Source organism: Williamsia serinedens, from assembly GCF_024171725.1.
GTDB classification, from domain to species: domain Bacteria; phylum Actinomycetota; class Actinomycetes; order Mycobacteriales; family Mycobacteriaceae; genus Williamsia_A; species Williamsia_A serinedens.
In genome coordinates this window covers 110,091-135,789 of record NZ_JAMTCG010000003.1, presented here as the reverse complement: position 1 = coordinate 135,789, position 25,699 = coordinate 110,091, and the positions used below count along the sequence as shown (strand labels likewise).

General features: G+C 71.7%; 23 protein-coding genes. 15 read left to right on the top strand and 8 right to left on the bottom strand.

What is annotated here, in order from left to right:
- Positions 1–223 precede the first annotated feature (223 nt).
- The 3 genes from LX12_RS07950 (at position 224) to groL (ending at position 3,834) form a co-directional block, all read left to right on the top strand.
- Positions 224–1,645, top strand: coding sequence for an MFS transporter (locus tag LX12_RS07950; protein WP_253654568.1), 1,422 nt, complete (start codon positions 224–226; stop codon positions 1,643–1,645).
- A gap of 181 nt (positions 1,646–1,826) precedes the next feature.
- Positions 1,827–2,126: a co-chaperone GroES gene (groES, locus tag LX12_RS07945; protein ID WP_253645311.1), complete on the top strand. Its 300-nt coding sequence runs from the start codon at positions 1,827–1,829 to the stop codon at positions 2,124–2,126.
- A 91-nt stretch (positions 2,127–2,217) separates the two neighbouring features.
- On the top strand, positions 2,218–3,834 hold the full coding sequence (gene groL / locus LX12_RS07940) for a chaperonin GroEL (RefSeq protein WP_253654007.1): 1,617 nt from the start codon (positions 2,218–2,220) through the stop codon (positions 3,832–3,834).
- Positions 3,835–3,926: 92 nt separating this feature from the next.
- Here groL and LX12_RS07935 read toward each other — a convergent pair whose 3' ends face one another.
- Positions 3,927–4,223, bottom strand: a complete 297-nt coding sequence (locus LX12_RS07935; protein WP_253654006.1) for a WhiB family transcriptional regulator — start codon at positions 4,221–4,223, stop codon at positions 3,927–3,929.
- 535 nt (positions 4,224–4,758) lie between these two features.
- Between LX12_RS07935 and LX12_RS07930 the strand changes: the two genes are divergently transcribed.
- From LX12_RS07930 to LX12_RS07920, 3 genes are all read left to right on the top strand, one after another.
- On the top strand, positions 4,759–5,538 hold the full coding sequence (locus tag LX12_RS07930; protein ID WP_253654005.1) for a hypothetical protein: 780 nt from the start codon (positions 4,759–4,761) through the stop codon (positions 5,536–5,538).
- Positions 5,539–5,698: 160 nt separating this feature from the next.
- Entirely contained in the window at positions 5,699–6,274 is a 576-nt protein-coding gene (locus LX12_RS07925) for a sigma-70 family RNA polymerase sigma factor (protein WP_253654004.1), read from the top strand.
- Positions 6,271–7,137, top strand: a complete 867-nt coding sequence (locus tag LX12_RS07920) for an anti-sigma-D factor RsdA (protein WP_253654003.1) — start codon at positions 6,271–6,273, stop codon at positions 7,135–7,137. The genes LX12_RS07925 and LX12_RS07920 overlap by 4 nt, the downstream gene beginning before the upstream one ends.
- A gap of 41 nt (positions 7,138–7,178) precedes the next feature.
- On the opposite strand, the gene LX12_RS07915 is transcribed toward LX12_RS07920, so the two are convergent.
- Positions 7,179–7,568, bottom strand: a complete 390-nt coding sequence (locus LX12_RS07915) for a DUF5319 domain-containing protein (RefSeq protein ID WP_253654002.1) — start codon at positions 7,566–7,568, stop codon at positions 7,179–7,181.
- A gap of 215 nt (positions 7,569–7,783) precedes the next feature.
- Here LX12_RS07915 and guaB point away from each other — a divergent pair, with 215 nt between their 5' ends.
- Both guaB and LX12_RS07905 read left to right on the top strand, forming a co-directional pair.
- Positions 7,784–9,337 (top strand): IMP dehydrogenase, encoded by a 1,554-nt coding sequence (gene guaB / locus LX12_RS07910; protein WP_301284345.1) that lies wholly within the window; start codon positions 7,784–7,786, stop codon positions 9,335–9,337.
- Between the two features lie 62 nt (positions 9,338–9,399).
- Positions 9,400–10,542 (top strand): GuaB3 family IMP dehydrogenase-related protein, encoded by a 1,143-nt coding sequence (locus LX12_RS07905; protein WP_253654001.1) that lies wholly within the window; start codon positions 9,400–9,402, stop codon positions 10,540–10,542.
- 15 nt (positions 10,543–10,557) lie between these two features.
- Here the strand turns inward: LX12_RS07905 and LX12_RS07900 are convergent, their stop codons facing one another.
- On the bottom strand, positions 10,558–11,106 hold the full coding sequence (locus LX12_RS07900; protein WP_253654000.1) for a TetR/AcrR family transcriptional regulator: 549 nt from the start codon (positions 11,104–11,106) through the stop codon (positions 10,558–10,560).
- 84 nt (positions 11,107–11,190) lie between these two features.
- Here LX12_RS07900 and LX12_RS07895 point away from each other — a divergent pair, with 84 nt between their 5' ends.
- From LX12_RS07895 to guaA, 3 genes are all read left to right on the top strand, one after another.
- Positions 11,191–12,183, top strand: coding sequence for an SDR family NAD(P)-dependent oxidoreductase (locus LX12_RS07895; protein ID WP_253653999.1), 993 nt, complete (start codon positions 11,191–11,193; stop codon positions 12,181–12,183).
- Positions 12,184–12,270: 87 nt separating this feature from the next.
- A complete protein-coding gene (locus tag LX12_RS07890; RefSeq protein ID WP_253653998.1) occupies positions 12,271–14,070 on the top strand; it encodes a GMC family oxidoreductase N-terminal domain-containing protein in 1,800 nt (599 codons plus the stop codon).
- Positions 14,071–14,080: 10 nt separating this feature from the next.
- The gene (guaA, locus tag LX12_RS07885; protein ID WP_372504961.1) at positions 14,081–15,661 is read left to right on the top strand and encodes a glutamine-hydrolyzing GMP synthase; all 1,581 of its coding nucleotides are present in this window, start codon (positions 14,081–14,083) and stop codon (positions 15,659–15,661) included.
- Positions 15,662–15,952: 291 nt separating this feature from the next.
- On the opposite strand, the gene LX12_RS07880 is transcribed toward guaA, so the two are convergent.
- Both LX12_RS07880 and LX12_RS07875 read right to left on the bottom strand, forming a co-directional pair.
- Positions 15,953–16,156 (bottom strand): hypothetical protein, encoded by a 204-nt coding sequence (locus LX12_RS07880; protein WP_253653996.1) that lies wholly within the window; start codon positions 16,154–16,156, stop codon positions 15,953–15,955.
- Positions 16,149–17,360, bottom strand: coding sequence for a PspC domain-containing protein (locus tag LX12_RS07875; RefSeq protein WP_253653995.1), 1,212 nt, complete (start codon positions 17,358–17,360; stop codon positions 16,149–16,151). The genes LX12_RS07880 and LX12_RS07875 overlap by 8 nt, the downstream gene beginning before the upstream one ends.
- Before the next feature lie 130 nt (positions 17,361–17,490).
- Between LX12_RS07875 and LX12_RS07870 the strand changes: the two genes are divergently transcribed.
- On the top strand, positions 17,491–18,714 hold the full coding sequence (locus LX12_RS07870) for an ATP-binding protein (protein ID WP_253653994.1): 1,224 nt from the start codon (positions 17,491–17,493) through the stop codon (positions 18,712–18,714).
- A complete protein-coding gene (locus tag LX12_RS07865) occupies positions 18,711–19,400 on the top strand; it encodes a LuxR C-terminal-related transcriptional regulator (protein ID WP_253653993.1) in 690 nt (229 codons plus the stop codon). Before LX12_RS07870 ends, LX12_RS07865 begins: the two co-directional genes overlap by 4 nt.
- 9 nt (positions 19,401–19,409) lie before the next feature.
- On the opposite strand, the gene LX12_RS07860 is transcribed toward LX12_RS07865, so the two are convergent.
- Entirely contained in the window at positions 19,410–20,693 is a 1,284-nt protein-coding gene (locus tag LX12_RS07860; RefSeq protein WP_372504960.1) for a protein kinase domain-containing protein, read from the bottom strand.
- 207 nt (positions 20,694–20,900) lie between these two features.
- Between LX12_RS07860 and imuA' the strand changes: the two genes are divergently transcribed.
- Complete coding sequence (imuA', locus tag LX12_RS07855; protein WP_253653991.1) at positions 20,901–21,746, top strand: DnaE2-dependent mutagenesis accessory factor ImuA'; 846 nt, start codon at positions 20,901–20,903, stop codon at positions 21,744–21,746.
- Positions 21,747–21,758: 12 nt separating this feature from the next.
- Positions 21,759–23,333, top strand: a complete 1,575-nt coding sequence (locus LX12_RS07850; protein WP_253653990.1) for a DNA polymerase Y family protein — start codon at positions 21,759–21,761, stop codon at positions 23,331–23,333.
- A 4-nt stretch (positions 23,334–23,337) separates the two neighbouring features.
- Here LX12_RS07850 and LX12_RS07845 read toward each other — a convergent pair whose 3' ends face one another.
- Complete coding sequence (locus LX12_RS07845) at positions 23,338–24,561, bottom strand: serpin family protein (protein WP_253653989.1); 1,224 nt, start codon at positions 24,559–24,561, stop codon at positions 23,338–23,340.
- A gap of 56 nt (positions 24,562–24,617) precedes the next feature.
- Positions 24,618–25,673: an alanine racemase gene (locus LX12_RS07840; RefSeq protein ID WP_253653988.1), complete on the bottom strand. Its 1,056-nt coding sequence runs from the start codon at positions 25,671–25,673 to the stop codon at positions 24,618–24,620.
- Positions 25,674–25,699: the final 26 nt, after the last annotated feature.

The following is a 25,699-nucleotide window of genomic DNA, read 5'->3' as shown; positions in this document are numbered from 1 at the left end:
CTACCGCATGTTCATGCATTTGTTGCAGACAAATTATTTGTAGACACATTGGATGCGCGTGCATATAGTTCGCCGCATGACAGTGAGACTCGAGGACATCCGCCCGGGGGAGCCCTGGCCGACCGTCGACGCGGTGGCCGACACCGTCGCTCGCAAAGCCCGGGACCGACACGCGGGGACACGACGAGACGGGCACGACGGAGCCGGTGCGACGCCGGCACACATGACGGTCACGACCGCCGGCGGCTGGGCGGGCAGGACGTGGATCCTGCTCGTGGTGCTCGCCGGGGTGTTGTTTCTCGACGGGCTCGACGTCTCCATGGTGGGGGTCGCCCTGCCGTCGATCGGCGCCGACCTGTCCATGACGCAGTCGCAACTGCAGTGGATCGTCTCGGGCTACGTGCTGGGCTACGGCGGGTTCCTGCTCCTCGGCGGCCGCGCCAGCGACCTGTTCGGACGACGACGCGTCTTCCTCTGGGCGCTCGCGGTGTTCGCGACGGCCTCGGTCGTCAGCGCCGTGGTGCAGGTGGACGAGGCCATCGTCGCGCTGCGCTTCCTCAAGGGCATCGCCGCGGCGTTCACCGTCCCGGCCGGCCTGTCCATCATCACGACGACATTCGCGGAGGGTCCGGCGCGCAACCGGGCGCTGAGCATCTACACCGTCTGCGGTGCCAGCGGGTTCTCGCTGGGTCTGGTGTTCGGCGGGCTGCTCACCGAGGTCTCCTGGCAGGCCACGCTGCTCTTCCCCGGGCCGATCGCGGCCGCACTCCTCCTCGCCGGGATCCGGGTCATCCCACGGTCGCAGCGCACCCCGGTCCGGTTCGCGCAGTTCGACCTGGCCGGTGCGCTGACCAGTACCGGGGCCCTGCTCGCGCTGGTCTACGCCGTCGTCCAGGCCCCGACCTCGGGGTGGACGAGCACCCAGACCATCGTGCTGTTCGTCGTCGCGGCCGCACTCTTCGTCACCTTCGTCGCCGTCGAGAAGCGTCACGGGACGCCGCTGCTGCGGCTGGGGATCCTGCGGTCGACCACCCTGGTGCACGCCAACGTCGCCGCCGCGGCCATGTTCGGTGGGTACGTCGCCTTCCAGTTCCTGGTGACCATCTATCTGCAGAACACCCTCGGCTGGTCGCCGATCGGGATGGCGTTGGGCTTCCTGCCCGCCGGCCTGCTGGTGGCCATCAGTGCGACGGGCATGGACCGCGTGCTGGCCCGGATCGGCACACCGGTGCTCATCGCCGTCGGGCTCACGGCGTTCGTCGTCGGGTACCTGTTGTTCCTGCGGACCGAGCCGGGGCAGGGATACGCGCAGTTCCTGCTGCCGACGATCGTTCTGCTCGGCGTCGGGTTCGCGCTGTGCTTCCCCGCGGTCAACGCGCAGGCGACGTCGGGTGTCGCCGACCACGAACAGGGCCTGGCCTCCGGGCTGGTGAACACGTCGGTGCAGGTCGGCGGGGCGATCATGCTCGCGGTCGTCACGGCCATCGTCACCAGCTCGCGGGCGGTGGTGGCCCCCGGCGCCCTGCCCGGCGGTGTCGACACCGCGATCATGGTGATCTCCGGTCTGTCGATCGTCGCGATGGTCTACAGCGTCGTCCTCATCGCGGTGAAGCGGCGTCGCCGGGAGCTCGTCGCGACGGACTGAGGTTGGCATTGAGAACACTTGAGTGCTGGCACTCGCGTGTATAGAGTGCCAATCGGCACCGAGTGCGGTTCCGGCACCCGCGACGACGGGACCGAGCGCGGAGCCACATGCGTGGAACTCATCGACAACCGGGTCAGGCAGGACGCCTGCCCGTGACTGCTGAAAGTGGAGGGCTCACATCGTGGCGAGCGTGAACATCAAGCCGCTCGAGGACAAGATCCTCGTCCAGGCCAACGAGGCCGAGACGACGACCGCCTCCGGTCTGGTCATCCCCGACACGGCCAAGGAGAAGCCCCAGGAGGGCACCGTCATCGCCGTGGGCGAGGGTCGGGTCACCGAGCAGGGCAACCGTGTCCCGGTCGACGTCAAGGAGGGTGACACCGTCATCTACTCCAAGTACGGCGGCACCGAGATCAAGTACGCCGGTGAGGAGTACCTGATCCTGTCGGCGCGCGACGTCCTCGCCGTCGTCGGCAAGTAACCGGTCGGCAAGCAACACCCTTTACGTTCCGCCCCGGTCCTGATCTCAGGCACCGGGGCGGATTCGTCTTCCGACATCAGGAGACCCATCCATGGCCAAGCAACTCGAATTCTCCGACGACGCCCGGCGCGCACTCGAGCGCGGCGTCGACAAGCTCGCCGACGCGGTCAAGGTGACCCTCGGCCCCCGCGGTCGCCACGTGGTGCTCGCGAAGGCGTTCGGCGGGCCCACCGTCACCAACGACGGCGTGTCCATCGCCCGCGAGATCGACCTCTCCGACCCCTTCGAGGACCTCGGCGCCCAGCTGGTGAAGTCGGTCGCCACCAAGACCAACGACGTCGCCGGTGACGGCACCACCACCGCGACCGTGCTCGCCCAGGCCATCATCCGGGCAGGCCTGCGCAACGTGGCCGCGGGCGCCAACCCGATCGCCCTCGGCACCGGGATCAGCAAGGCCGCCGAGGCCCTGTCGGACGCGCTGCTCGCCGCCGCCACCCCGGTGGAGGGGGCCGAGGCGATCGGTCAGGTCGCGACCGTCTCGTCCCGCGACCCCGAGGTCGGTGAGATGGTCGGCCGCGCGATGTCCACCGTCGGCGCCGACGGCGTCGTCACCGTCGAGGAGGGCTCCGGCCTGTCGACGGACCTCGAGATCACCGAGGGCGTGCAGTTCGACAAGGGCTTCCTCTCCCCGTACTTCGTCACCGACGTCGACGCGCAGGAGGCCGTGCTGGAGGACGCCCGCGTCCTGCTGTACCGCGACAAGATCAGCTCCCTGCCCGACTTCCTCCCGCTGCTGGAGAAGGTCGCCGAGGCCGGCAAGCCGCTCCTGGTCATCGCCGAGGACGTCGAGGGCGAACCGCTGTCGACCCTGGTCGTGAACTCGATCCGCAAGACGCTGCGCGTGGTCGCGGTGAAGGCGCCGTTCTTCGGTGACCGTCGCAAGGCGTTCCTCGAGGATCTCGCCGTCGTCACCGACGCCACCGTCATCAGTTCCGACATCGGCCTGAGCCTGGCCGACGCCGGACTCGACCTGTTGGGCACCGTCCGTCGCGTGGTGGTCACCAAGGACTCGACCACCATCGTCGACGGCGCCGGCACCTCGGAGGCCATCGCGGCCCGTTCGGAGCAGCTGCGCCGCGAGATCGAGGCCAGCGACTCCGACTGGGACCGCGAGAAGCTGTCCGAGCGGCTGGCGAAGCTGGCCGGCGGCGTCGCGGTGATCCGTGTCGGTGCGGCCACCGAGACCGCCCTCAAGGAGCGCAAGCACCGCGTCGAGGACGCCGTCGCCGCCGCCAAGGCGGCCGTCGAAGAGGGCGTGATCCCCGGTGGCGGGTCGGCCATCGTGCAGGCGTCGAGTGTCCTCGACGAGCTCGAGGCGTCGCTGTCGGGAGACGAGGCCATCGGTGTCGCGGTGGTCCGGCAGGCCGTCCGCGCCCCGCTGCACTGGATCGCGACCAATGCCGGCGTCGACGGCGCCGTCGTCACCGCGACGGTCGCGGCCGCCGAGCGCGGCCACGGCTTCAACGCCGCGACGCTGGAGTACGGCGACCTGCTGGCGCAGGGCGTCGTGGACCCGGTGAAGGTCACCCGATCGGCCGTCGTCAACGCCGCGTCCGTCGGGCGCATGGTGCTGACCACCGAGAGCGCCGTCACCGACAAGCCGTCGGATGACGCCGCCGCGGGTGGCCACCACGGTCACGCGCACTGAGCGATCGCAGACGCGACGAAGGGGCACCCGGTTCTCCCGGGTGCCCCTTCTGTGTCTGTGGACCCCGATCGTCGATCAGGGCTGCGACCGCCTCAGCCGGCCATCCGGCGACCGACCCCGCGCTTCATTAGCATGCCGCGCTCGGACTCCGACAGCCCGCCCCAGATGCCGTAGGGCTCGGCGACGGCCAGTGCGTGCTCACGGCACTGCGCGATCACCGGGCAGGCGTTGCACAGTTCCTTCGCGCGACGCTCGCGGTGCGCACGGGCGCGACCACGCTCACCGTCGGGGTGGAAGAACATCGACGAGTCCACCCCGCGGCACAATCCCTTCATCTGCCAGTCCCAGATGTCGGCGTTCGGACCGGGGAGGTGATTCGGCTGAGGCATGGGCTCTCCTTGAGATGCCGGGAGATCGGTGTTGGTCGTGGTCTCGGAGACCGCGCACCTGCTCCGAAGAAACGAGCGTCGGGGATCGGGAACCTCGTTGTCCCGCCCGTCGGAGATCACGGTAGGACAACGCCGGAAAACGAGTCAACAAAGCCTCAGCACGACCAGAAATACGCAAACCTCGGAGTGGTGTTAACTGTGCGTTTCCCCGAATTCGAGGCCGAATACGTCGGTCGGATGACGTACACGACACGGACTCCGACGAGCAGATGTGGCCTCTCATCAGCGGTTTCGCCCATCGTCGGCATCGGACGCGGGGTTCGTGACGCTCGGTTGCGTGCCATCCCACGAGGGCACTCACGACACATCCATGACATGACCATGTGACGTCGCGGTGACGTGGACGGTCGGAAAAAGATGTGTCGCGCAGGTTAAATTCTGGCTAATTGACGAAAGTGGGTCGCGGATGAGTCCGCCGGAGGTGCACGAAATCGCATTCGGTGAATTCGTGGATCGAAATGTTGACGATCCGTCGATGGTGTTCCTCGTCGACGATCCGCGCGAGGTGTTGCTGCGGGCGATCGCGCTCGCGGCGCAGGGCCGGTACGCCCGAGCCGCCGCCGACCTGCGACGACTCGCCGCCGACAGGGACACGGACGCGGTGCTGCGCTCGGCGGCGCGGTGCGCGCTGGCCTCGCATCGTCGTCAGGCGGGCGGCCACCGATGCGCGCTCGTCGACGACGGCGCGGCGGCGGCGCTCGCCCACGCCGCGCCGGACGGGTCCGGTCGGTGCGCCGTCCTCGCCGACGCGCTCACCGGGCTCGCCGCGGACCGGCTCGGGACCGGTGACCTCGCCGGGTCCGGCCGGCTGCTGACGCGCGCCGAGGAGGTCCTCGACGCGGGTCGCCCGACGCGGCGGTGGGAGTGCGGGGGCCGACCTGCCCTCCGGACCGCGTGGGTCCGGGCCGAGTGGCATCTCTACTCGGGGCGTGCCGCGGAGGCGATGGTCGCCGCGGACCGTGCGGCGTCCCTGGCCGCCGACTGCCCGTCGGCGCGGCATCGGCTCAAGACCGACCTCCTCGTCGCCGCCTGCCGGGCGGGGGTGGGGGAGCGGGACGCGGCACGGGAGACCGCAACCGACGTCGCGTCGAGGGCAGGTGTCCTCCGACAACGGCCGCTCGAGTGGGCGGCGTGGGGTCTGCTCGCCGACCTGGCCACCGATGACGACGACCGCCGCGGCGCGAGGTCGCAGCACGTGCAGCTCGGACACCGGCTGCGGCGGCAACTCCCCGGGTTCGGCGCGCCGGCCACGTGAGGGACGCGGGTGTGCTGTTCGTCCGTCCGGGAGGAACGCCCGAGACCGATGGTGACGGTGGCTAAGCTGACCTTCACGCCCTGGCGTGGACCCGCAGCGCAGCTGCCCCGGCCGACCACGTCCCCCGACCGCGATGTAACGCAGGAACCCCGACGCGACGATGAATCTCTCAGGTGACGAGCTCGACCGCGCTGTCGCCGCCGCAGGGCGGGGCGACCGGTCGGCTCTCGCCGACGTACTGGAGACGGTGCGTCCCCTGGTGGTGCGCTACTGCAGGGCCAGGGTGGGGGCAGGCGAACGGCACACGCTGTCCGCCGACGATGTGGCGCAGGAGGTCTGCATGGCCGTGATGACCGCGCTGCCCAGGTATTCCGACCAGGGGCGGCCGTTCATGGCGTTCGTGTACGGCATCGCCGCCCACAAGGTCGCCGATGCCCATCGGGGGGCCGCACGGATCAAGTCCGATCCGGTGGAGACCATCCCCGAGGCGATGGACGTCGACGACGGGCCCGAACAACTGGCCCTGAACTCCGACGCGAGTCGCCGGATGGGGGAGCTGCTCGGCCGCCTCCCCGAGAAGCAACGCGAGATCCTCGTGTTGCGGCTGGTGGTGGGGATGTCCGCCGAGGAGACCGCCGAGGCGGTCGGGAGCACTCCCGGAGCGGTCCGCGTGGCCCAACACCGGGCGCTGAACAAGCTGAAGAACGAGATGACGAGAGCAGGTGAGGGTCGATGACCGACGACGATCGCACCGCGGCCTTCCCCGGCCGCGACCACGGGTCCATGGACTCCGAGCCGCTCGACGTCACCGCTGTCCGCGCGGACGACGCGCTGCTGGACGCACTCTCCCGTGACCGCCTGCCCGGCGGGTGGGAACTCACCGACGCCGACCACCAGCTCGCGGCGATGCTCGCGGGATGGCGTCACGACATCGACGCCCGGCCGATGCCGCTGCACCCGACCGTCGACGAGGTCGAGGCGGAGATCGCGCGCCTGGACCGTTCGACGACCCAGCGCACGGCCTTCCGTCGGCTGCGGTACGTGGCGGGCGCGGCCGCGGTCGCGGTCGTCGCGTTCGGCGCGGTCACCGTCCTCGCGCAGAACGCCGAGCCGGGCGACCCCCTGTGGAACGTCAAGGAGACGATGTTCGGCTCCGAGGCCAGCGCCACCATCGCCTCGTCGAACGTCCAGTCGAACATGGAGAAGGCCGAGCAGGCCCTCGCCGGGGGCGACAAGCGCGCGGCCGCCGAGTACCTCGTCGCCGCACAGAAGGACGTCGGCAAGATGTCCGGCACCGACGCCAAGCAGCGGATGCAGGACTGGGCTCAGCGTCTCGCCGAGCAGGTGGGGCCGATCCCGCAGAACCCGCTGTCGGCGATCAGCTCGCTCCCGCTTCCCTCGACCCTGCCGTCGATCTCGGTCCCGAGCGAGCTGACGGCGATCCCGAGCATCCCGACGTCGCAGAACGTCGACCCCCGCATGTTGCTGCGGGCCCCGGTGACCCCGCCGAAGACCACCCCGGCCGCACCGCCGTCACAGAGCAGCGAGCCGTCGGAGTCGGAGACGACGACCACGACCACCACCACGCCCGTCGGCTGACCGCCGTGGGCGTGCCGCGCGCGGCACGGTCTGTCGTGGCGTCAGTCGTCCTCGCCGGTGTGCATCATCGCGTCGGCGTAGCCGCGGCAGTAGTCCCAGGTGACGTAGGCGTCGGGCGACGGGTCGACCGCCGGCTCGTGGGGACGGACGGTCCCCTCCACGAGCAGCTGCAGGAGGTTGGCGCGGAGCATGTCCCAGTCGTGGTAGTGGTCCTGCTGACAGTCGTCGCACACGACCACGAGGCCGCGGACCCCGTGACGGGCCAACAGTGCCTCGTAGACGGCCAGATCGGCGAGATCCTCCTCGACGGCGAGACGCTCGTCGGGATCGAGGGGTGCGGCCGGTTCCACCGAGTCCAGCGCGGCGCACGGGTCGCTGGGGTCGTCGGCGAACGGGTCCGGGGGCAGCCCGGGCGGCAGGTGGTCACGCACGCACACAACCGTAGTCAGCGGTCGTGTCCCGGCGCCACTTCCGCGCACGCGTGAGCACAGCCCCACGTTGACGCCCGGCACGTCGGCACGGGCGTGGCAGGAGAGGTGGCCTGGGGCTTATACGATGGTGGTCATCCCACCGTGACCGCCGCTGATCCCCCCGGCGACTGCTGTCGGCCTGCGGACACGCCTCGACCAGGAGAGGGTGCAGATCCATGACCTCCCACCTCGACACGCCACCGATCGCCGACGCGGTCACCCCGCTGGTGCGGACCGGCGGCGACGACCCGAACAAGGTCGCCATGCTCGGGCTCACCTTCGACGACGTGCTGCTGCTCCCGGCCGCCTCCGACGTCATCCCCAGCGAGGTCGACACCTCGTCGCAGGTGACCAAGCAGATCCGCCTCAAGGTGCCGCTCGTCAGCTCCGCGATGGACACCGTCACCGAGTCGCGGATGGCCATCGCGATGGCCCGTGCCGGCGGCATGGGGGTGCTGCACCGCAACCTCTCCATCGACGACCAGGCCGGTCAGGTCGAGACCGTCAAGCGGTCGGAGGCGGGCATGGTCACCGATCCGGTGACGTGCCGTCCGACGAACACCCTCGCCGAGGTCGACGCGATGTGCGGCCGCTTCCGCATCTCGGGTCTGCCCGTCACCGACGACGACAACAACCTCCTCGGCATCATCACCAACCGCGACATGCGCTTCGAGGTCGACCAGGACCGCCCGGTGTCCGAGGTGATGACGAAGGCGCCGTTGATCACCGCGCAGGAGGGTGTCTCCGCGGAGGCGGCGCTGGGCCTGCTGCGTCGCAACAAGCTGGAGAAGCTGCCCATCGTCGACGGCGACGGCCGTCTCACCGGTCTCATCACGGTCAAGGACTTCGTCAAGACCGAGCAGCACCCGGACGCCACGAAGGACTCCGACGGCCGCCTGCTCGTCGGCGCCGCGATCGGAACCGGGGACACGCAGTGGACCCGCGCGATGGCACTGACCGACGCCGGGGTGGACGTGATCATCGTCGACACCGCGCACGCCCACAACCGACTCGTCCTCGACATGGTGGCCAAGCTGAAGGCCGAGGTCGGCGATCGTGTGCAGATCGTCGGCGGCAACGTCGCGACCCGGGAGGCCGCCCAGGCCCTCGTCGACGCCGGTGCGGACGCGGTGAAGGTCGGCGTCGGTCCGGGCTCCATCTGCACCACCCGCGTGGTCGCGGGTGTCGGTGCGCCGCAGATCACCGCGGTCATGGAGGCCGTCGCCGTCTGCAAGCGCGCGGGCGTCCCGGTGATCGCCGACGGCGGCCTGCAGTTCTCCGGAGACATCGCCAAGGCGCTCGCCGCCGGCGCGTCGACCGTCATGCTCGGTTCGCTGTTGGCCGGTACGGCCGAGGCCCCCGGTGAGCTGATCCTGGTGAATGGCAAGCAGTTCAAGAGCTATCGCGGCATGGGCTCGCTGGGCGCGATGCAGGGCCGCGGGGAGAAGAAGTCTTTCTCCAAGGACCGCTACTTCCAGGACGACGTGCTCTCCGAGGAGAAGCTGGTGCCCGAGGGCATCGAGGGCCGGGTGCCGTTCCGCGGACCGCTCACCCAGGTGATCCACCAGCTGCGCGGCGGTCTGCGCGCGGCGATGGGGTACACGGGCTCGGCGACCATCGAGCACCTGCAGCAGGCGCGCTTCGTGCAGATCACCGCGGCCGGCCTCAAGGAGAGCCACCCGCACGACATCACGATGACCGTCGAGGCCCCCAACTACTATTCGCGGTGACCGTCGCCCCGGGCGTGACCCGGGGGCGGTGACGGGGGCGGATTCCGACGAAAGGCGCACCGGTGCGTGACCTGGTGGACATCGGCATGGGCAGGACCGCCCGGCAGACGTTCGAGCTCGACGACATCACGATCGTCCCGTCCCGACGGACGCGGTCGTCGAGCGAGGTGTCGACGGCGTGGCAGCTCGACGCCTACCGCTTCGACACCCCGATCCTGACGCACCCCACCGACGCGGTGGTCTCACCCGACACCGCGATCGCGCTGGGCAGGGCCGGCGCACTCGGGGTCCTCAACGGCGAGGGTCTGTGGTCGCGGCATCGTGACGCCGACGCCCGGCTGGCGGAGGTCGCCGAGATCGCCGACGGCGACCCGGATCCCGCCGCCGCGATCGCCCGGCTGCAGGAGCTGCACGCCGCACCCCTCGACACCGCGCTGCTCGGCGAGGCCGTCGCGCGTATCCGCGACGCCGGTGTCACCACGGCGGTGCGGGTCAGCCCGCAGCACGCGCAGGAGCTGACGCCGACCTTGCTGTCGGCGGGCATCGACCTGCTCGTCGTGCACGGGACGATCATCTCGGCCGAGCACGTCAGCAAGAGCGATCGAGAGCCGTTGAACCTCAAGACGTTCATCGCCGAGCTCGACATCCCCGTCGTGGCGGGCGGCGTGCACGACCACCGCACCGCGCTGCACCTCATGCGGACCGGCGCGGCCGGCGTCATCGTCGGGTACGGCTCCACCGAGGGTTCGACCACGACCGGTGAGGTGCTGGGTATCGGTGTGCCGATGGCCACCGCCATCGCCGACGCCGCCGCAGCGCGTCGGGAGTACCTCGACGAGACCGGTGGCCGCTACGTGCACGTGATCGCCGACGGCGACATCCACACCTCCGGTGACCTCGCGAAGGCCATCGCCTGCGGCGCCGACGCCGCCATGCTCGGCACCCCGCTCGCCGCGGCCGCCGAGGCGCCCGGTCGGGGCTGGTTCTGGACCGCCGCGGCTGCGCACCCGTCGCTGCCGCGTGGCGCGCTGATGCAGGTCGCGGTCGAGGGCGAGAACCCCAGCCTCGAGTGCGTGCTGCACGGGCCGTCGTCGGTGCCGTTCGGTGACCGCAACGTCGTCGGCGGCCTGCGCCGATCGATGGCCAAGGCCGGTTACTCCGACCTCAAGGAGTTCCAGAAGGTGGGTCTGACCGCGCGGTCGTGAGAGCTTCGGCGGCGATCAGCCGTCGACGCGCAGCCCGTCGAGGACGAACGCCGCGAGGCGGTCCACCCGCGCACGACGGCGATCGTCGTCGGGCAGCGTCCACACGCCACTGAACAGCAGCAGCACGTCGTCGGCGTCGACGCCGGCCCGCAGCGACCCGTCGCGTCGGCCGGCGTCGAGCAGTCGGTCGATCGCGCCGGTCACCGTCGCCCGTGCCGAGGGACGCTCGTCGTCGGGAAGTGCGTGGATGACCTCTCCGAGAACCTGTTTCGTGTCGGCGTAGGCGAGGAAACGCCGTGTCCACACGCCCATCGCCTCGGCTGCGGTGGCGCTGTGCGCGAGCACCTCGTCGGTCTCGCCGAGCCGCTCGATCTCGGAGCGGTAGACCTCGACCACCAGCGCCTCGCGGCTCGGGAAGTGGCGGTAGAGCGTCGCGATGCTCACGCCGGCCCGGCGGGCGATCGCGTCGAGCGGAACGGCCGCACCGGCCTCGGCGAACAGGTCCGCGGCAGCCGTCACGAGGGACTCGCGGTTGGCGCGGGCGTCGGATCGAGCGGGGGACATCCCACAACCGTAGTCACCCTTCGTTTCGGTGATACAGTCGCCAGGAAGCGTAGTAACCCTACGTTTTCTGATCGAGGAGACGCCATGACCTTCCCCCCGCAGTCCGCCGCTCTCACGGTGCCGACCCGATTCGACGCCACCACCACGGCCGACGAGGTCGTCGACGGTCTCGACCTGACCGGTCGCATCGTCGTCGTCACCGGCGCGTCGTCGGGGATCGGCGTCGCGACCGCCCGCGTCCTCGCAGCCCGCGGCGCGCACGTCGTCATGGCGGTGCGGGACGTCGCGGCGGGCGCGGCGGTCGGCGAGGACATCCGGTCGGCGCACCCCGGTGCCGAGGTCGAGGTGCGTCACCTCGACCTGGCCGATCTCGGGAGCGTCGACGCGTTCGTGCAGGCGTGGTCCGGGCCGCTGCACGTGCTGATCGCCAACGCCGGTGTGATGGCGCTGCCCGAGCGCACCCTGACCCCGGACGGCGTCGAGATGCAGTTCGCCGTCAACCACCTCGGCCACTTCCGGCTCGTGACCGGACTGCACGACGCGCTCGTCGATGCGCACGGCGCGCGGGTGGTCGTCGTGACGTCGTCGGCGCATCAACGGTGCCCGGTGTTGTTCGACGATCTGGACTTCTCCTTCGTCGAGTACGACCCGTTCCTCGCCTACGGCCAGTCGAAGAGCGCGACCACGCTGTTCGCCGTGGAGGCCGACCGGCGATGGGCGGGTGAGGGGATCCGGGTGAACGCCGTGATGCCCGGAGGGATCGCCACCGGTCTGCAGCGGCACGTCGATCCGGAGGCGCTGGCGGCGGCCCGACGCTCGGCCGGCGCATCCGACGACCTCAAGTCGGTCGAGCAGGGCGCGGCGACGACGGTGCTCGCGGCGGTGCACCCCGACCTCGAGGGCGTGGGTGGCGTCTACCTCGAGGACTGCGCGCCGGCGCCGGTTCTCCGCGCGCGGGCAGAGGCGGACGGCCGTCACGGGGTGGCCCCGTTCGCGCTCGACCCGGTGAACGCCGCACGGCTGTGGGAGGTGTCCGAGGCCCTGCCGGCGCGATCGTCGGCGAGTTCGGGAATCTGACAACGCGCGTTGTACGATGGGGCGCGCGTCACAGCGACCCCGTCGCAGCCCCGTGACGTCGACCAGCACGGAACGCGAGGTGGCACGGTGTCCCAACCCAGGCATGACTACGACGTCCTGATCATCGGATCGGGCTTCGGCGGCAGCGTGAGCGCGCTGCGTCTGGTGGAGAAGGGGTACCGCGTCGCGGTCGTCGAGGCCGGTCGTCGGTTCGAGGACGAGGACTTCGCGAAGACGAGCTGGCGGCTCAACAAGTTCCTGTGGGCGCCCAAGCTGCACCTCTACGGCATCCAGCGGATCCACATGCTGCGCGACGTCATGGTGCTCGCCGGTGCCGGCGTCGGTGGCGGATCGCTGAACTACGCGAACACGCTGTACAAGCCGCCGACGCCGTTCTTCACCGACCCGCAGTGGGGTCACATCACCGACTGGGAGGCCGAGCTCACCCCGCACTACGAGCAGGCCCGTCGCATGCTCGGCGTGGTGTCGAACCCCACCTTCACCCCGTCCGACCGGGTGCTCAAGGACATCGCCGACGACATGGGCGTCGGTGACACCTTCGGCCCGACGCCCGTCGGCGTGTTCTTCGGCGCCAAGACCGGCGGCCAGGGCGCCCCGGGTGAGACCGTGCCCGACCCGTACTTCGGCGGTGTCGGCCCCGACCGCGTCGCCTGCACCGAGTGCGGCTCGTGCATGACCGGCTGCCGCGTCGGGGCGAAGAACACGCTGATGAAGAACTACCTGGGCCTGGCGGAGCGCGCCGGAGCCGTCATCCTCGACCGCACGACGGTGACCGGCCTGCGCACCAACCGCGACAAGGACACCTGGTGGGTGGAGACCGCGCGCACCGGTGCGTGGACCCGACTGGGCCGGAAGCCGAAGACCCTCACGGCATCGCACGTCATCGTCGCGGCCGGCACGTACAACACGCAGCGGCTGCTGCACCTCGCCAAGGACGACGGGTCATTGCCGGAGCTGTCGGACACCATGGGCCGGCTGACGCGCACCAACTCCGAGTCGATTCTCGGGGCGATGCGGCACAAGGTCGACCCGTCGGAGGACTTCTCCGAGGGTGTCGCCATCACGTCGTCGATCCACCCAGCGCCCGACACACACATCGAACCCTGCCGCTACGGCAAGGGGTCGAACGCGATGGCGCTGTTGCAGACGCTGCTCACCGACGGCGCCCCCGGGCGGCCGCGCGTGCTCAAGTGGCTCGACGAGCTGCGCAAGAACCCCGGTGCGCTGCGTCGCCTGTTCTGGGTCAAGGACTGGTCGCAGCGGACCGTGATCATGCTGGTGATGCAGAACAAGGACAACTCGCTGACGACGTTCGTCCAGAAGATCGGCAAGTACCGCTTCGTGAACAGCCGTCAGGGTCACGGGGAGCCGAACCCGACGTGGATCCCGGCCGGCAACGAGGCCACGCAACGGGCCGCCGAGAAGCTCGACGGGCTCGCGGGCGGCACCTGGGGCGACGTGTTCAACATGCCGCTGACCGCCCACTACCTGGGCGGATGCGTCATCGCCGACGACCCGTCGACCGGTGTCATCGACCCCTACCACCGCGTGTGGAACTACCCGACGCTGCACATCACCGACGGCGCGGCCATCAGTGCGAACCTCGGCGTCAACCCGTCGCTGAGCATCAGCGCGCAGGCCGAGCGGGCGATCGCGCTGTGGCCCAACAAGGGTGAGGCCGACCTCCGTCCGTCGCAGGGCGAGCCGTACCGTCGCCTCGATCCGATCGCACCCGTCGCGCCGGTGGTGCCCGCCGACGCCCCGGGTGCGCTGCGGCTGCCGATCGTCGCTGTGAACCACGGCACGTCGGAGTCGCTGTTCCCGCCGGTCGCCGCGGATGCGGGACGCGCCGACGTCAGCGCCTAGACTCACGCGGGTGACGCACGACGATCCGATCGCCGCAGCCGCCCCCCGACCGGTCCTGGTCGTCGACTTCGGTGCCCAGTACGCGCAGCTGATCGCCCGTCGCGTGCGTGAGGCCCGCATCTACTCCGAGGTGATCCCGCACACCGCGACGATCGAGGAGATCCAGGCCAAAAACCCTGTCGCGCTCATCCTCTCGGGTGGGCCGGCGTCGGTCTACGCCGACGACGCCCCGGGGTTGGACCCGGCCATGCTGACGCTCGGCCTGCCGGCGTTCGGCATCTGCTACGGCTACCAGGCGATGGCGGCCGGGCTCGGCGGTGTCGTCGCCAACACCGGCGGGCGGGAGTTCGGCAGGACGACGCTGTCGGTGACGGGTGAATCGGTTCTGCACGCGGGACTGCCGGGGACACAACCGGTCTGGATGAGCCACAACGACGCCGTCCAGCAGCCGCCGGAGGGATTCACCGTCACCGCGTCGACGCCGGGTGCGCCTGTGGCGGCGTTCGAGAACCTCGAGCGGCACATGGCGGGCGTGCAGTACCACCCCGAGGTGATGCACACCCCGCACGGTCAGCAGGTGCTCACCCGGTTCCTGTACGAGATCGCCGGTCTCGAACCGAGCTGGACGCCGGCCAACATCGCCGAGTCGCTGATCGAGCAGGTGCGTGAGCAGGTCGGCGACGGCCAGGCGATCTGCGGGCTGTCCGGTGGCGTCGACTCCGCGGTGGCCGCCGCGCTGGTCCAACGAGCGATCGGGGACCGACTGACCTGCGTCTTCGTCGACCACGGTCTGCTGCGCGCCGGCGAGCGCGAGCAGGTTCAGACCGACTTCGTCGCCGCCACCGGCGCGCGACTGGTCACCGTCGACGCCGAGGAGACGTTCCTGCGCGAGCTGTCGGGACAGACGGACCCGGAGACCAAGCGCAAGATCATCGGCCGCGAGTTCATCCGGTCGTTCGAGGGCGCCGTCACCGAGGTGCTCGACGGCAGCGAGGGGACCGTGGACTTCCTGGTGCAGGGAACGCTGTACCCGGACGTCGTCGAGTCCGGCGGTGGCAGCGGGACCGCGAACATCAAGAGCCACCACAATGTCGGCGGGCTGCCCGAGGATCTCGAGTTCACGCTCGTCGAGCCGCTGCGGCTGCTGTTCAAGGACGAGGTGCGGGCCGTCGGACGCGAGCTCGGTCTGCCCGAGGAGATCGTTGCGCGCCAACCGTTCCCGGGGCCGGGTCTGGCGATCCGCATCGTCGGCGAGGTGACCGCCGAGCGTCTGGAGACGTTGCGCGCGGCCGACCGCATCGCCCGCGAGGAGCTCACGGCCGCCGGACTCGACTCCACCATCTGGCAGTGCCCCGTCGTCCTGCTCGCCGACGTCCGCAGCGTCGGTGTCCAGGGTGACGGACGCACCTACGGTCACCCGATCGTGCTGCGCCCGGTGTCGAGCGAGGACGCGATGACCGCGGACTGGACCCGGGTGCCCTACGAGACGCTCGAACTCATCTCCACCCGCATCACCAACGAGGTGTCGGACGTGAACCGCGTCGTCCTCGACGTCACCAGCAAGCCGCCGGGCACCATCGAGTGGGAGTGACCCAGCCCCGGTGACAAGCCGTCGAGCGTGCCAATACGGCCCGTCGACCGTGCCGAAACTCGCCGTCGACTGTGCAGAGACTCCCCGTCGACCGTGCACTCGATCGCCGCGAGCGTGCAGCAGATCGCACCGATCGTGCACATCGGATGATGTCGTCGCACCGACTGCCCGCTCGACGCGATCTACTGCCCGCTCGACGCGATCTAGTGCCCGCTCGGCGGGGTCTACTGCCCGCTCGGCGGGGGGTATCGGCACGCTCGGCGGGGGTGGATCCGGGGCGAGAGCCGGGCGTCAGCGGCGTCGGGAGCGGAGACTGCCGCCGACGATGAGGCCCACACCGACGACTCCTGCGACGCCCACGGCGATCCACGGCAGCACCGACACCTCCTCGAGCGACGGGGCACCGAGCAGCCCCCACACCGCCACCACGAACGCGATCACACCGACCACCACCTGACCGAGGTCCACCGGCCCACGGACATCCCGCTCAGCCACGACGCACCTCTATGTCGCCGGCGATGGTCGAGGCGTCGACGGTGAGCACCGGTCCGGCGGTGCCGTCGCCCCCACGCTGGATCCCCGACGCGCAGTCCTGCTTGCCGACGGTTGTGTGACAGACGGTCCGGATGGTCATGTCGCGGGGGACGTCGACGACGACCTGGCCGACACCGGCCTCCACACGCACGGTGCGGTCGGCGTTCAGCGACACCGACCGCAGGTCGAGGGTGGCCTTGCCGACGGTGACCGAGTACTCCGACGCGATGTCGCGTTCGGTCATCGGGGTCCAGTTGCGTTCGCCCACACCGCCGGACGGGAAGTCCGGCCCACGGTCGCCCACACCGAGCACGACGACCACCAGCGCCACCAGGACGGCGAGACCGGTCAGCCCGGTGCGTCGACCGCGCAGAGCGCCGGCGACCACCCCGACGGCGAGCACCGCGAGCACCGCGCCGGCGACGCGCACCGGGGTCACGACCGACACGCCCGCACCGGCCCACAGCGCCACCCCCACCGCCGCGACGACGAGCGCGAGTCCCACCACGGTCGCGGCCAGGGCGGTGTCGCGGGCCGGGCGCCGGTCGGGGACGCTCTTCTCCGGCGGCTCGGGCAGGTCCCAGGCGAACGGGGCCGCACCGAGCGGATCCCACGCCGGTGGCACCACGCGCTCGGTCGTGGGGTCGGCACCGGTCGGGGCGTCGGCCGACGCGGGCCGGGACTTGGTCAGCGAGACCGCCCCGACGGTGTCGACGGACGTGCCCGGCGGCGGCTGCGGCGTCCGACGGTGCAGGGCCCACACGCCGACCACCAGCAACGCCGCCCCGACGAGCCCGCTGGATCCCCACGCGGGGCTGGGCAGGGCGGCGAGCGCGATGATCGCCACCACGACGAGCCCGACGGTCCCCGGCCGGTGGAGACCACGAGACAGCCCGTGCGTGCCGAGAGGCCCTCGGCGACGGGGGTTCTCGACACCGTCGGAGGGGAGCAGGAACCAGCACGCGATGTAGGCGAGCACGCCGCTGCCGCCGAACGTGGCCGCGACCACCAGCGCCACTCGCACCAGGGTCGGGTCGACGTCGTAGCGGCGGGCGATGCCGCTGCACACGCCGGCGGCCATGGCGTCGCCACCCGAGCGCACGGGGCGGGTCCGCCAGATGTCGTGCAGCTCGTCGGTCGTGGGGGGTGCCACTGTCGGACTCATGCACTCATCGTCGGCTGCGACGCCGCCGAGGTGAATCGGGATCAACCCTGATATCGCGGCGGTCCACGCCACGGTCGTGTCGGGGTGCTCCCCGATGTCGCACCCCGCCCCTGCGTGTCACGATCGGTGCATGACCACCCGGTACACGCGCGCGGACGCGCCGTCGCCGCGGGACGAGGGGTCGACGCCCCGGATCGCCCGCCGCGACGGCGGTCGGGTCGTGGGTGGTGTCGCCGGTGGTGTCGCCGACCATCTCGGTGTCCGCCCGGTGGTGGTGCGTCTGGTGTTCGTCGCCCTCACCGTGCTCGCCGGCGCCGGCGTGATGGCCTACGCCCTGCTCTGGTTCTTCTGTCCGCCCGGCGACGACACCGACCCACCCGCGCCCGGCGAGCGTTCGCAGGCGATCGGTCTCGCCGTCCTCGGTGCGGTCGGGTTGCTGGTCGTGGGGTCGACGGCGTCGGGGACGCCCGCCGGCTACCTCATCCCGATCGCGGTCATCGCGATCGGTGCGGCAGTGGTGTGGCGCGAGGTCGACCTCGGCGACCGGCGACGCACCTCGGTCCTCACCTGGCTGCGTCTCGTCGGCGGGGCGGCCCTGGTGGTCGTCGGTCTGGTCGTCGTGGTGGTCGCCGGCAACCGCTCGTTCGGCGGGCTGAACTCGACCCTGCTCGCCGTCGCGGCGACCCTCGTCGGCGTCGTGGTGCTGACCATCCCGCTGTGGATGCGCCTGGTGCGCACCGCCGACGCCGAACGGTCGGCCCGGATCCGCACCGCCGAGCGCGAGGAGATCGCAGTGCACCTGCACGACTCGGTGCTGCAGACCCTCGCCCTCATCCAGAAGCGTTCCGACAGCCCCGACGAGGTCGCCCGCCTGGCGCGCAGCCAGGAACGGGAACTGCGCCGGTGGCTGTTCGACGGCCCCCGTGGTGAGGAGACGTCGGTGTCGGCGGCGTTGGCGACCGTCGCCGCCGAGGTCGAGGACGGCTACGGCATCGAGGTCGACCTCGTGACCGTCGGCGAGACCGACCACCGGTGCGACGCCCTCGTCGGCGCCGCCCGGGAGGCGTTGGTCAACGCCGCCAAGCACTCCGGGCAGAAGCGCGTCGACGTCTACGCCGAGCTGTCGGACACCGACGCGCAGGTGTTCGTCCGCGACCGGGGCCGCGGTTTCGACCCGGACACGGTGGCCGCCGACCGGCAGGGCATCGCCCGGTCCATCCGCGCCCGCATCGAGCGGCACGGCGGCACCGTCGACATCCGGTCGAGCGCGGAGCGCGGGACCGAGGTGACGCTGCGCGTCCACTTCGACAGTCCCGCATCGGGATCCGACGCGGCGGAAGGGGCCACACAGTGACGACGAACGCGGGGACCGCGACCCCAGGGACGGTCCGCACGGTCTACCTCGTCGACGACCACGCCGTGTTCCGCTCGGGGGTGCGCGCGGAGCTGTCGCGCGAGGACGGCCTCGAGATCGTGGGCGAGGCAGGTGGTGTCGCCGAGGCGGTCGCCGGGATCGTCGCCACCGCACCCGATGTCGTGCTGCTCGACGTCCACATGCCGTCCGGCGGTGGCGTCGCGGTGATCCGAGGCGTGGCCGACACCCGGCGCGGCGTCGAGCCGGTGTACCTGGCGCTCAGCGTGTCCGACGCCGCCGAGGACGTCATCGCGACCATCCGCGCCGGCGCGCGCGGGTACGTCACCAAGACCATCGCCGGGTCCGACCTCGCCGACGCCGTGCGCCGTGTCGCCGACGGTGACGCGGTGTTCAGCCCGCGCCTGGCCGGGTTCGTGCTCGACTCGTTCACGGGACGATCGCCGGTGCCCGAGCCGCATCTCGATCCCGACCTCGACTCCCTGACACCGCGGGAGCTCGAGGTGCTGCGACTGCTCGCCCGCGGCTACACCTATCGGGAGATCGCCGAGGAACTGTTCATCTCGGTCAAGACCGTCGAGACCCACGCGTCGAACGTCCTGCGCAAGACCCAGCAGTCGAACCGCAACGCCCTGACCCGATGGGCCGCGACGCGTCACATCGGGTGAGCGGGACCGTCAGAGCACCAGGAGCAGCAGCACCACGAGGAGCACGACGATCCCGGCGCCGATGATGATCAGGCGCAGCGGGATGGTGCGGTCGGCGGAATCCGGCGGAGTGGGTGCACCCGGCAGCAGGCGCGAGGCGACGGACGGCCCCGGCGGTGTCGTCGACGGTGGGGTCGGCTCCGACGGCGCCGGCGTGGGTCCCGCCGGCGCGGAGTCGCGCGGCGGGGGTGTCGCCGCCGGACCCGGCTGCGCGGCGTGCGCGGTGGCCGGACGCACCCGGGCGGCGGGCAGACCGGTCTCGGTGCGGGCGGACACGCCGGTCCGGTCGCGTCCGGAGCGCTCGCGGGGACGTCCACCCCAGATGGGCATGCCGCCCTCGCTGCGCGGCAACGGAGCGGACAGGACGGTCGACGGGTTGCCGCCGGGACCGGCGGCGACGCTGGCGAGCATGTCGCGGGCCTGCGCCATGGTGGGGCGACGGGTCGGACTCGGCTCCAGCATCGCGAGCAGCACGGGGGACAGGTCGCCGGCACGGGTCGGCGGGGTGATCTCACCGCGGGCGACCCGGTGCAGCAGCACCAGCGAGTCCTCGTCGACACCGAACGGGGGTGTGCCCTCGACGGCGGTGTAGACCGTCGCGCCCAGCGAGTAGACGTCCGACGCCTCGGTCGGCTCGGCGCCGCGGGCCACCTCCGGCGCGAAGTAGGCGGGGGTGCCGGTGATCACGCCGTTCTCGGCGACCTGGGTCTCGTCCTTGGCGCGGGAGATGCCGAAGTCGGAGATCTTCACCAGCCCGGCGTCGCGTCCGGTGGTGGCGACGAGGATGTTGCCGGGCTTGATGTCGCGGTGGACGATCCCCTCCGCGTGGGCGGCGGCCATCGCCGCGGCCACCTGGGCGCCGATCTGCGCGGAGTGGACCACCGGCAGCGTGCCGGTGGAGTGCAGGATCTGCGCGACGCTGCGCGAGGGCACGTACTCCATCACCAGCCACGGCTCGCCGCCGTCGACGGCGATGTCGTGCATGGCGATCGCGTTGGTGTGCGACAGCCGTGCGGCCATGCGGCCCTCCCGCAGGGCGCGGGTGCGCACGTCGTCGGCGCCCTCGTCGGACATGCCGTCGGTGGAGACGACCTGCTTCACCGCGACCTCACGGTCGAGCAGTTGGTCGGTGGCGAGCCACACGGCACCCATGCCGCCGCCGCCCAGTTTCGACGTCAGCCGATAGCGTCCGGCGACCAGTGAGCCCGGTCCGGGGACGTGTCGGGGGCGGGAGGGAGGTGTCACAATGAGCAAGGTTAGTGGACTCCTGCCCCAGTGGTTCGCATGTCTGTCCGGTGCTCCGACGAGGCGATTGACGGCTGTCGGACCCCCGCCCTAGCATCGGGTTTCGAAAGCATGTTCGACAACGTCGTGCGTGGTCACACCCCGTGTGTGGGCACCTTCCCCGCGGCCCGAGAGCTGCCGACCCGTGTGCAAACGCGGGTCGGGCGAGGAGGCGTCATGACGTCGGTGGGATCGAGACACCGGGGATCACAGGACCCGGTGGACCCGGACGGGACCGACCGGGCGGACGTGGCCGACACCGTCGCGCGGCTGCGGGCCCGTCTGGCGACGGTGTCGGCGAAGCGGACGGCATCCGTCGTCCCCGACGACCAGCAGTCGGTCGCGGTGGTCGCCTCCCAGCAGCGGCGGCGGGAGGTGCTGCCCGTGCCGCAGGCGCTGGCCGGGGTGATGCCGGGCGGCGGGATCGCGCGCGGGGCGGTGACGACGGTCGACGGCGCGCGGTCGGTGCTGGTGTCGATGATCGCGTCGGTCACCGCCGCCGGCGGCTACGTCGCGGTGGTCGGACACCCGCACCTGAGCCTGCACGCCGCGGCGGAGATGGGTGCGGACCTGTCGCGCGTCGCGACGGTGCCCGGTCCGTCGACGCCGGGACGGACGGGCACCCCCGCGTTCGACCCGGTGGAGGTCGCGGCCGTCCTGCTGGACGGACTGGACCTGGTGATCGTCGGCCTCGGCGGGGCCAGCGTGGCGCCGTCGCGGTCGCGGGCGGTGACGGCCCGGGCGCGGGCCAAGGGGTCGGCCCTCGTCGTCACCGACGGCCGCTGGCCGGGATCCCGGGCGACGGTGACCGCGCGCGTCGACGACTACCGGCACACCCCGTTCCGGCATCTCGGCCACGGACGCATCGCGGGTCTGTCGCTGACGGTGCACGTGAGCGATCGTGGCGCCCCCGGTACCCACACCCGCGTCGACGTGACCCGCCTCGACGGTCGGGTGCAGGTGGTCGCCGCCGCCGCGCCCGAGACACCGTCGCGCACGTCGCCGCTGTCGGTCGCGAACTGATCGGGCCGGACGATGTCGACACGACGCACCCTGGGCGTGTGGTGCCCCGACTGGCCCGCCGCGGCCGCCGCGGCCGACGCCGACCTCTCCCCGGACCGCCCGGTCGCCGTGATCTCGGCGAACCGTGTGATCACCTGCTCGGCCACGGCCCGCGCCGTCGGTGTCCGCCGCGGCATGAAGAAGCGGGAGTCGCAGGCGCGCTGCCCCGACCTGCACGTGGTCATCGCCGACCCCGGGCGTGACGCCCGCTTCTTCGAGCCGTTGGTGGCGTCGGTGGCCGAGGTGATCCCCACCGTCGAGGTGCTGCGCCCGGGTCTCATGGTGCTGCCGGCCGACGGGGCGGCCCGGTACTTCGGTGGGGAGGAGGTGGCCGCGGAGAAGCTCATCGACGTGATCGCCGCCCACGGGGTGGAGTCGCAGACCGGCATCGCCGACGAGCTGTTCACCTGCGCCGCCGCGGCACGCCACGGCCGCATCGTCGCGCCCAGGGGAGACGCGGAGTTCCTCGCCGCCCTGCCGATCGGTGAGTTGAACGCCGAGCCGAGCCTCGTCACCGACGACCGCGAGCAACTCGTCGACCTGTTGTGGCGGTTGGGGATCCGCACCGTCGGTGCGTTCGCGCAGCTGTCGCCGACCGATGTCGCCAACCGGTTCGGCACCGACGCGGTGATCGCGCACCGTGCCGCCCGGGCCGAACCCGGCCGTCGACCGTCGGGACGGTTGCCGTCGACCGACGTCGTCATCGAGCACCGGTGCGACCCCCCGATCGACCGCGTCGACGCGGCGGCGTTCGTCGGACGCCGTCTCGCCGACGAACTGCACCGGGCGCTGATGTCCGCGGCGGTCGCGTGCACCCGGCTCACCGTGCACGCCACCACCACCGGAGGACAGCAGTCGTCGCGGACGTGGCGGTGCGCCGAACCGCTGACCCCGGAGGCCACCGCCGACCGGATCCGCTGGCAGCTCGACGGGTGGCTCACCGGGCGGGCCGGCGAGCGGCCCGACTCGCCGATCGCCACCCTGCGCCTCGAGCCGGTGGAACTCGTCGACTCCGGTGCGCTGCAGTTCGGTTTCCGCGGCGCCGGCATCCCCGGCGGCGACGGGGAGGTCGCCGAGCGGGCACGGCGGGCGCTGGTGCGGGTGCAGGGTCTGCTCGGTGGCGACGCGGTGCGGGTGCCGGTGGCCAGCGGGGGACGCGGTGTGGCCGAACGGGTCACGCTGGTGCCCCTCGGCGACGAGCTCGTCCCCGCCGCCGACCCGTCCGCGCCCTGGCCCGGTCGCGTCCCCGACCCCGCGCCGGCGGTCGTGCTCGACACCCCTGTCACCGTCCTCGACGACGAGGAGGAACCGGTGCAGGTGACCTCCCGGGGCGGTTTCAGCGCCGAACCGGCCAGCGTGACCTGGGGTTCCCGACGGTGGGTCCTGCGGTGGTGGGCCGGGCCGTGGCCGGCCGACGAACGGTGGTGGGGTGCACCGGAGGAACGGGTGGGCGCCCATGCCCGCGCGCAGGTCCTCCTCGAGGACTCGCGGGCTCTGCTGCTGCGCTACAGCCACCAGCGATGGACGGTCGAGGGCGTCTACGAGTGAGGGATCACGACACACTCGGGTCGCGCAGCACCCCGACGAGCAGCGGCAGCGACGTCGAGGTGTCCACCACCTGGTAGACGAACGGGCGGTCGGCGGTGAAACCGTCGCCTGTCGACGGTGTCGTCGGGGCGGTAGACGGACCGGTGGTCGTCGTGTCGGCGAAGCCGGCGGTGCCGCGTTCGGCGATCGTCAGTGCGCCCGACACGCCGATCGACCCGACGGACGCGTCCTGCGCGATCGCGTCGAGACCACCCGAGAACATCGACCGCACACCGAGATCGGTCAGCGCGGGTCGCATGTCCGTCGACGTCGAGGTCGTCCACCGCGGCAGGCTCACCGCGACGTCGGGCCCTGTCGGGGCCTGACGCAGTGCGGTCGCGACGTCGGCGAGAACGCCGTCGTCGAGTGCGGCGGCCACGTCGCCGGGGCGGTCGGGGAGCACGATCTGCAGCGCGAGATCGGCGCCCGCGAACGGGAGCTCCAGCGCCGACCAGCCGCTGCCGCGTGCCAGGCGTGCCGTCGTGGACCCCCGCATGATCGGCGTCTGCACCGTTCGTCCCGAGTCGGTGGTGAAGGTGCCGTCGACGGTGTCGTTCGGCAGGAACGGCTGCGTCCACGACCCCGCCAGGAACGCGGTGGCGGCGACGGCGAGCGCGGTGGAGCGGTCCGTGGTGATCGGCGGCCGTGTCTGCTGACTGCCGGTGTTCACCGTGGTCCACTCGTCCAGGGCCCGATCGGCCTGCTCGGTCCCGAAGGCGAGCGGGTAGACGCCGGTGTCGACGTATCGGCTCACCTCGTCGAGGTAGGGCCGCCGCGGCGGTGTCCCGGTGCGCAGGAAGACGCCGGTGCCCTGGTGGTACAGCGGCACCGGCGGCGGGTTGCCGGTGTCGACGGTGCCCGGGTCGCCGGCGACCACGGCGAGCTGCCCGAGCAGCGCCGCGACCGCCGCCGGGCGATAGGCGCCGACGGCGCGGTCGATCTCGTCGGCCGCACGGCCGGACGCCCCGGCGCGCACCGTCTGCAGCGCGGTCATCGCGCTGAACGGTGCGACGAGCACGTTCGGGGACCGTCCGGCCGACCCGTCGGAGCGGGCGAGCGCGACCCCGAGGCGACGGGTGCCGTCGACGACGAGGACGCTCGCGTCCCGGACCGAGTCGATGCCACGTTGGGTGAAGGTGACGCTCGGTGCGCGGCTGAGCTGTGCGGTGTCCGGAGGTGGCTGTGCCACAGCGCATCCCGACACGCCGACCACCACCAGGCAGAGCGCCGACCGCAGGGTCCACCTCACGCGTTGGCCCCGCGCGCGATGACCGGCCATCGATCGACCACGTCCCCGCCGTCGACGACGATCAGCTCGTCGACGAGGTTGACGGTGATGCAGACGTGGTTCGGCACCACCCGGACCTGTGCGCCGAGGTCGGGGACGACGCCGGACGTCTCGACCGTCGCATGGTGCTCCGAGAGGGCGACGACGCGGGCGTCGAGGCGGTCGGGGAGGAGGGCGAAACCGTCGACGTATGCGGGCTTCTCGGTTCCCAGCACCTTGCTCCCGGCGTCGAGGACGAACCGGTCGCCGGATCGGCGGACGACCGTGGCCGTCACGCTCAGCGCGATGTCGTCCACGCCGATCCGCCCGAGGTGGAACTGCTGGGCGTCGTTGAACGGGTAGACGCCAGGACGCACCTCGGTGAGGACGTCGCCGGTGGCGGCCTCGACCGTCGGTGTGGACCCACCGCTGCGGATCGTCGCATCGATGCCCCGGGCCGCCAGGGCGTCGGCCGCGACCGCGATCGCGTCGCGCTCCTGGCGCGCCGCGGCGAGGCGTGCGTCGGGGGAGTACCCGTGGCCGGGGAACGTGAAGACCCCGACCACCCGCAGGCCGTGATCGCGCGCGGCCTGCGCGACCTCGCCCGCGGCGGCGGGATCGCCCCCGGTCCGGTGGTGTCCGCTGTCGATCTCGACGAGCACCTCGACGCGACCGCGGTTCTCCCCGAGCGCACTCGCCATCGCGACCGCGCCCTCGACGGAGTCGACGGCGACGCGCACACTCGCCGTCGTGGCGACGTCGGCGAGACGGCGGGCCTTCGTGTCCGAGAGGTACAGCGGGTAGGCGATGAAGAGGTCGTCGAACCCGGCCGCGGCGAACGCCTCCGCCTCGCCGATCGTCGCGACGGTCAGCCCGACGGCCCCCGCGTCGCGCTGCATCCCGGCGATCTGGGCGCACTTGTGGGTCTTGGCGTGCGGGCGGAGCGCCAACCCCGTGGCGCTCGTCGCCTCCGCCATCGCGGTGATGTTCGCTCGCAGCACGGCGAGGTCGACCGCGACGTAGGGGGTGTCCATCGAGCGCCACCCTAGACCGACGGGTT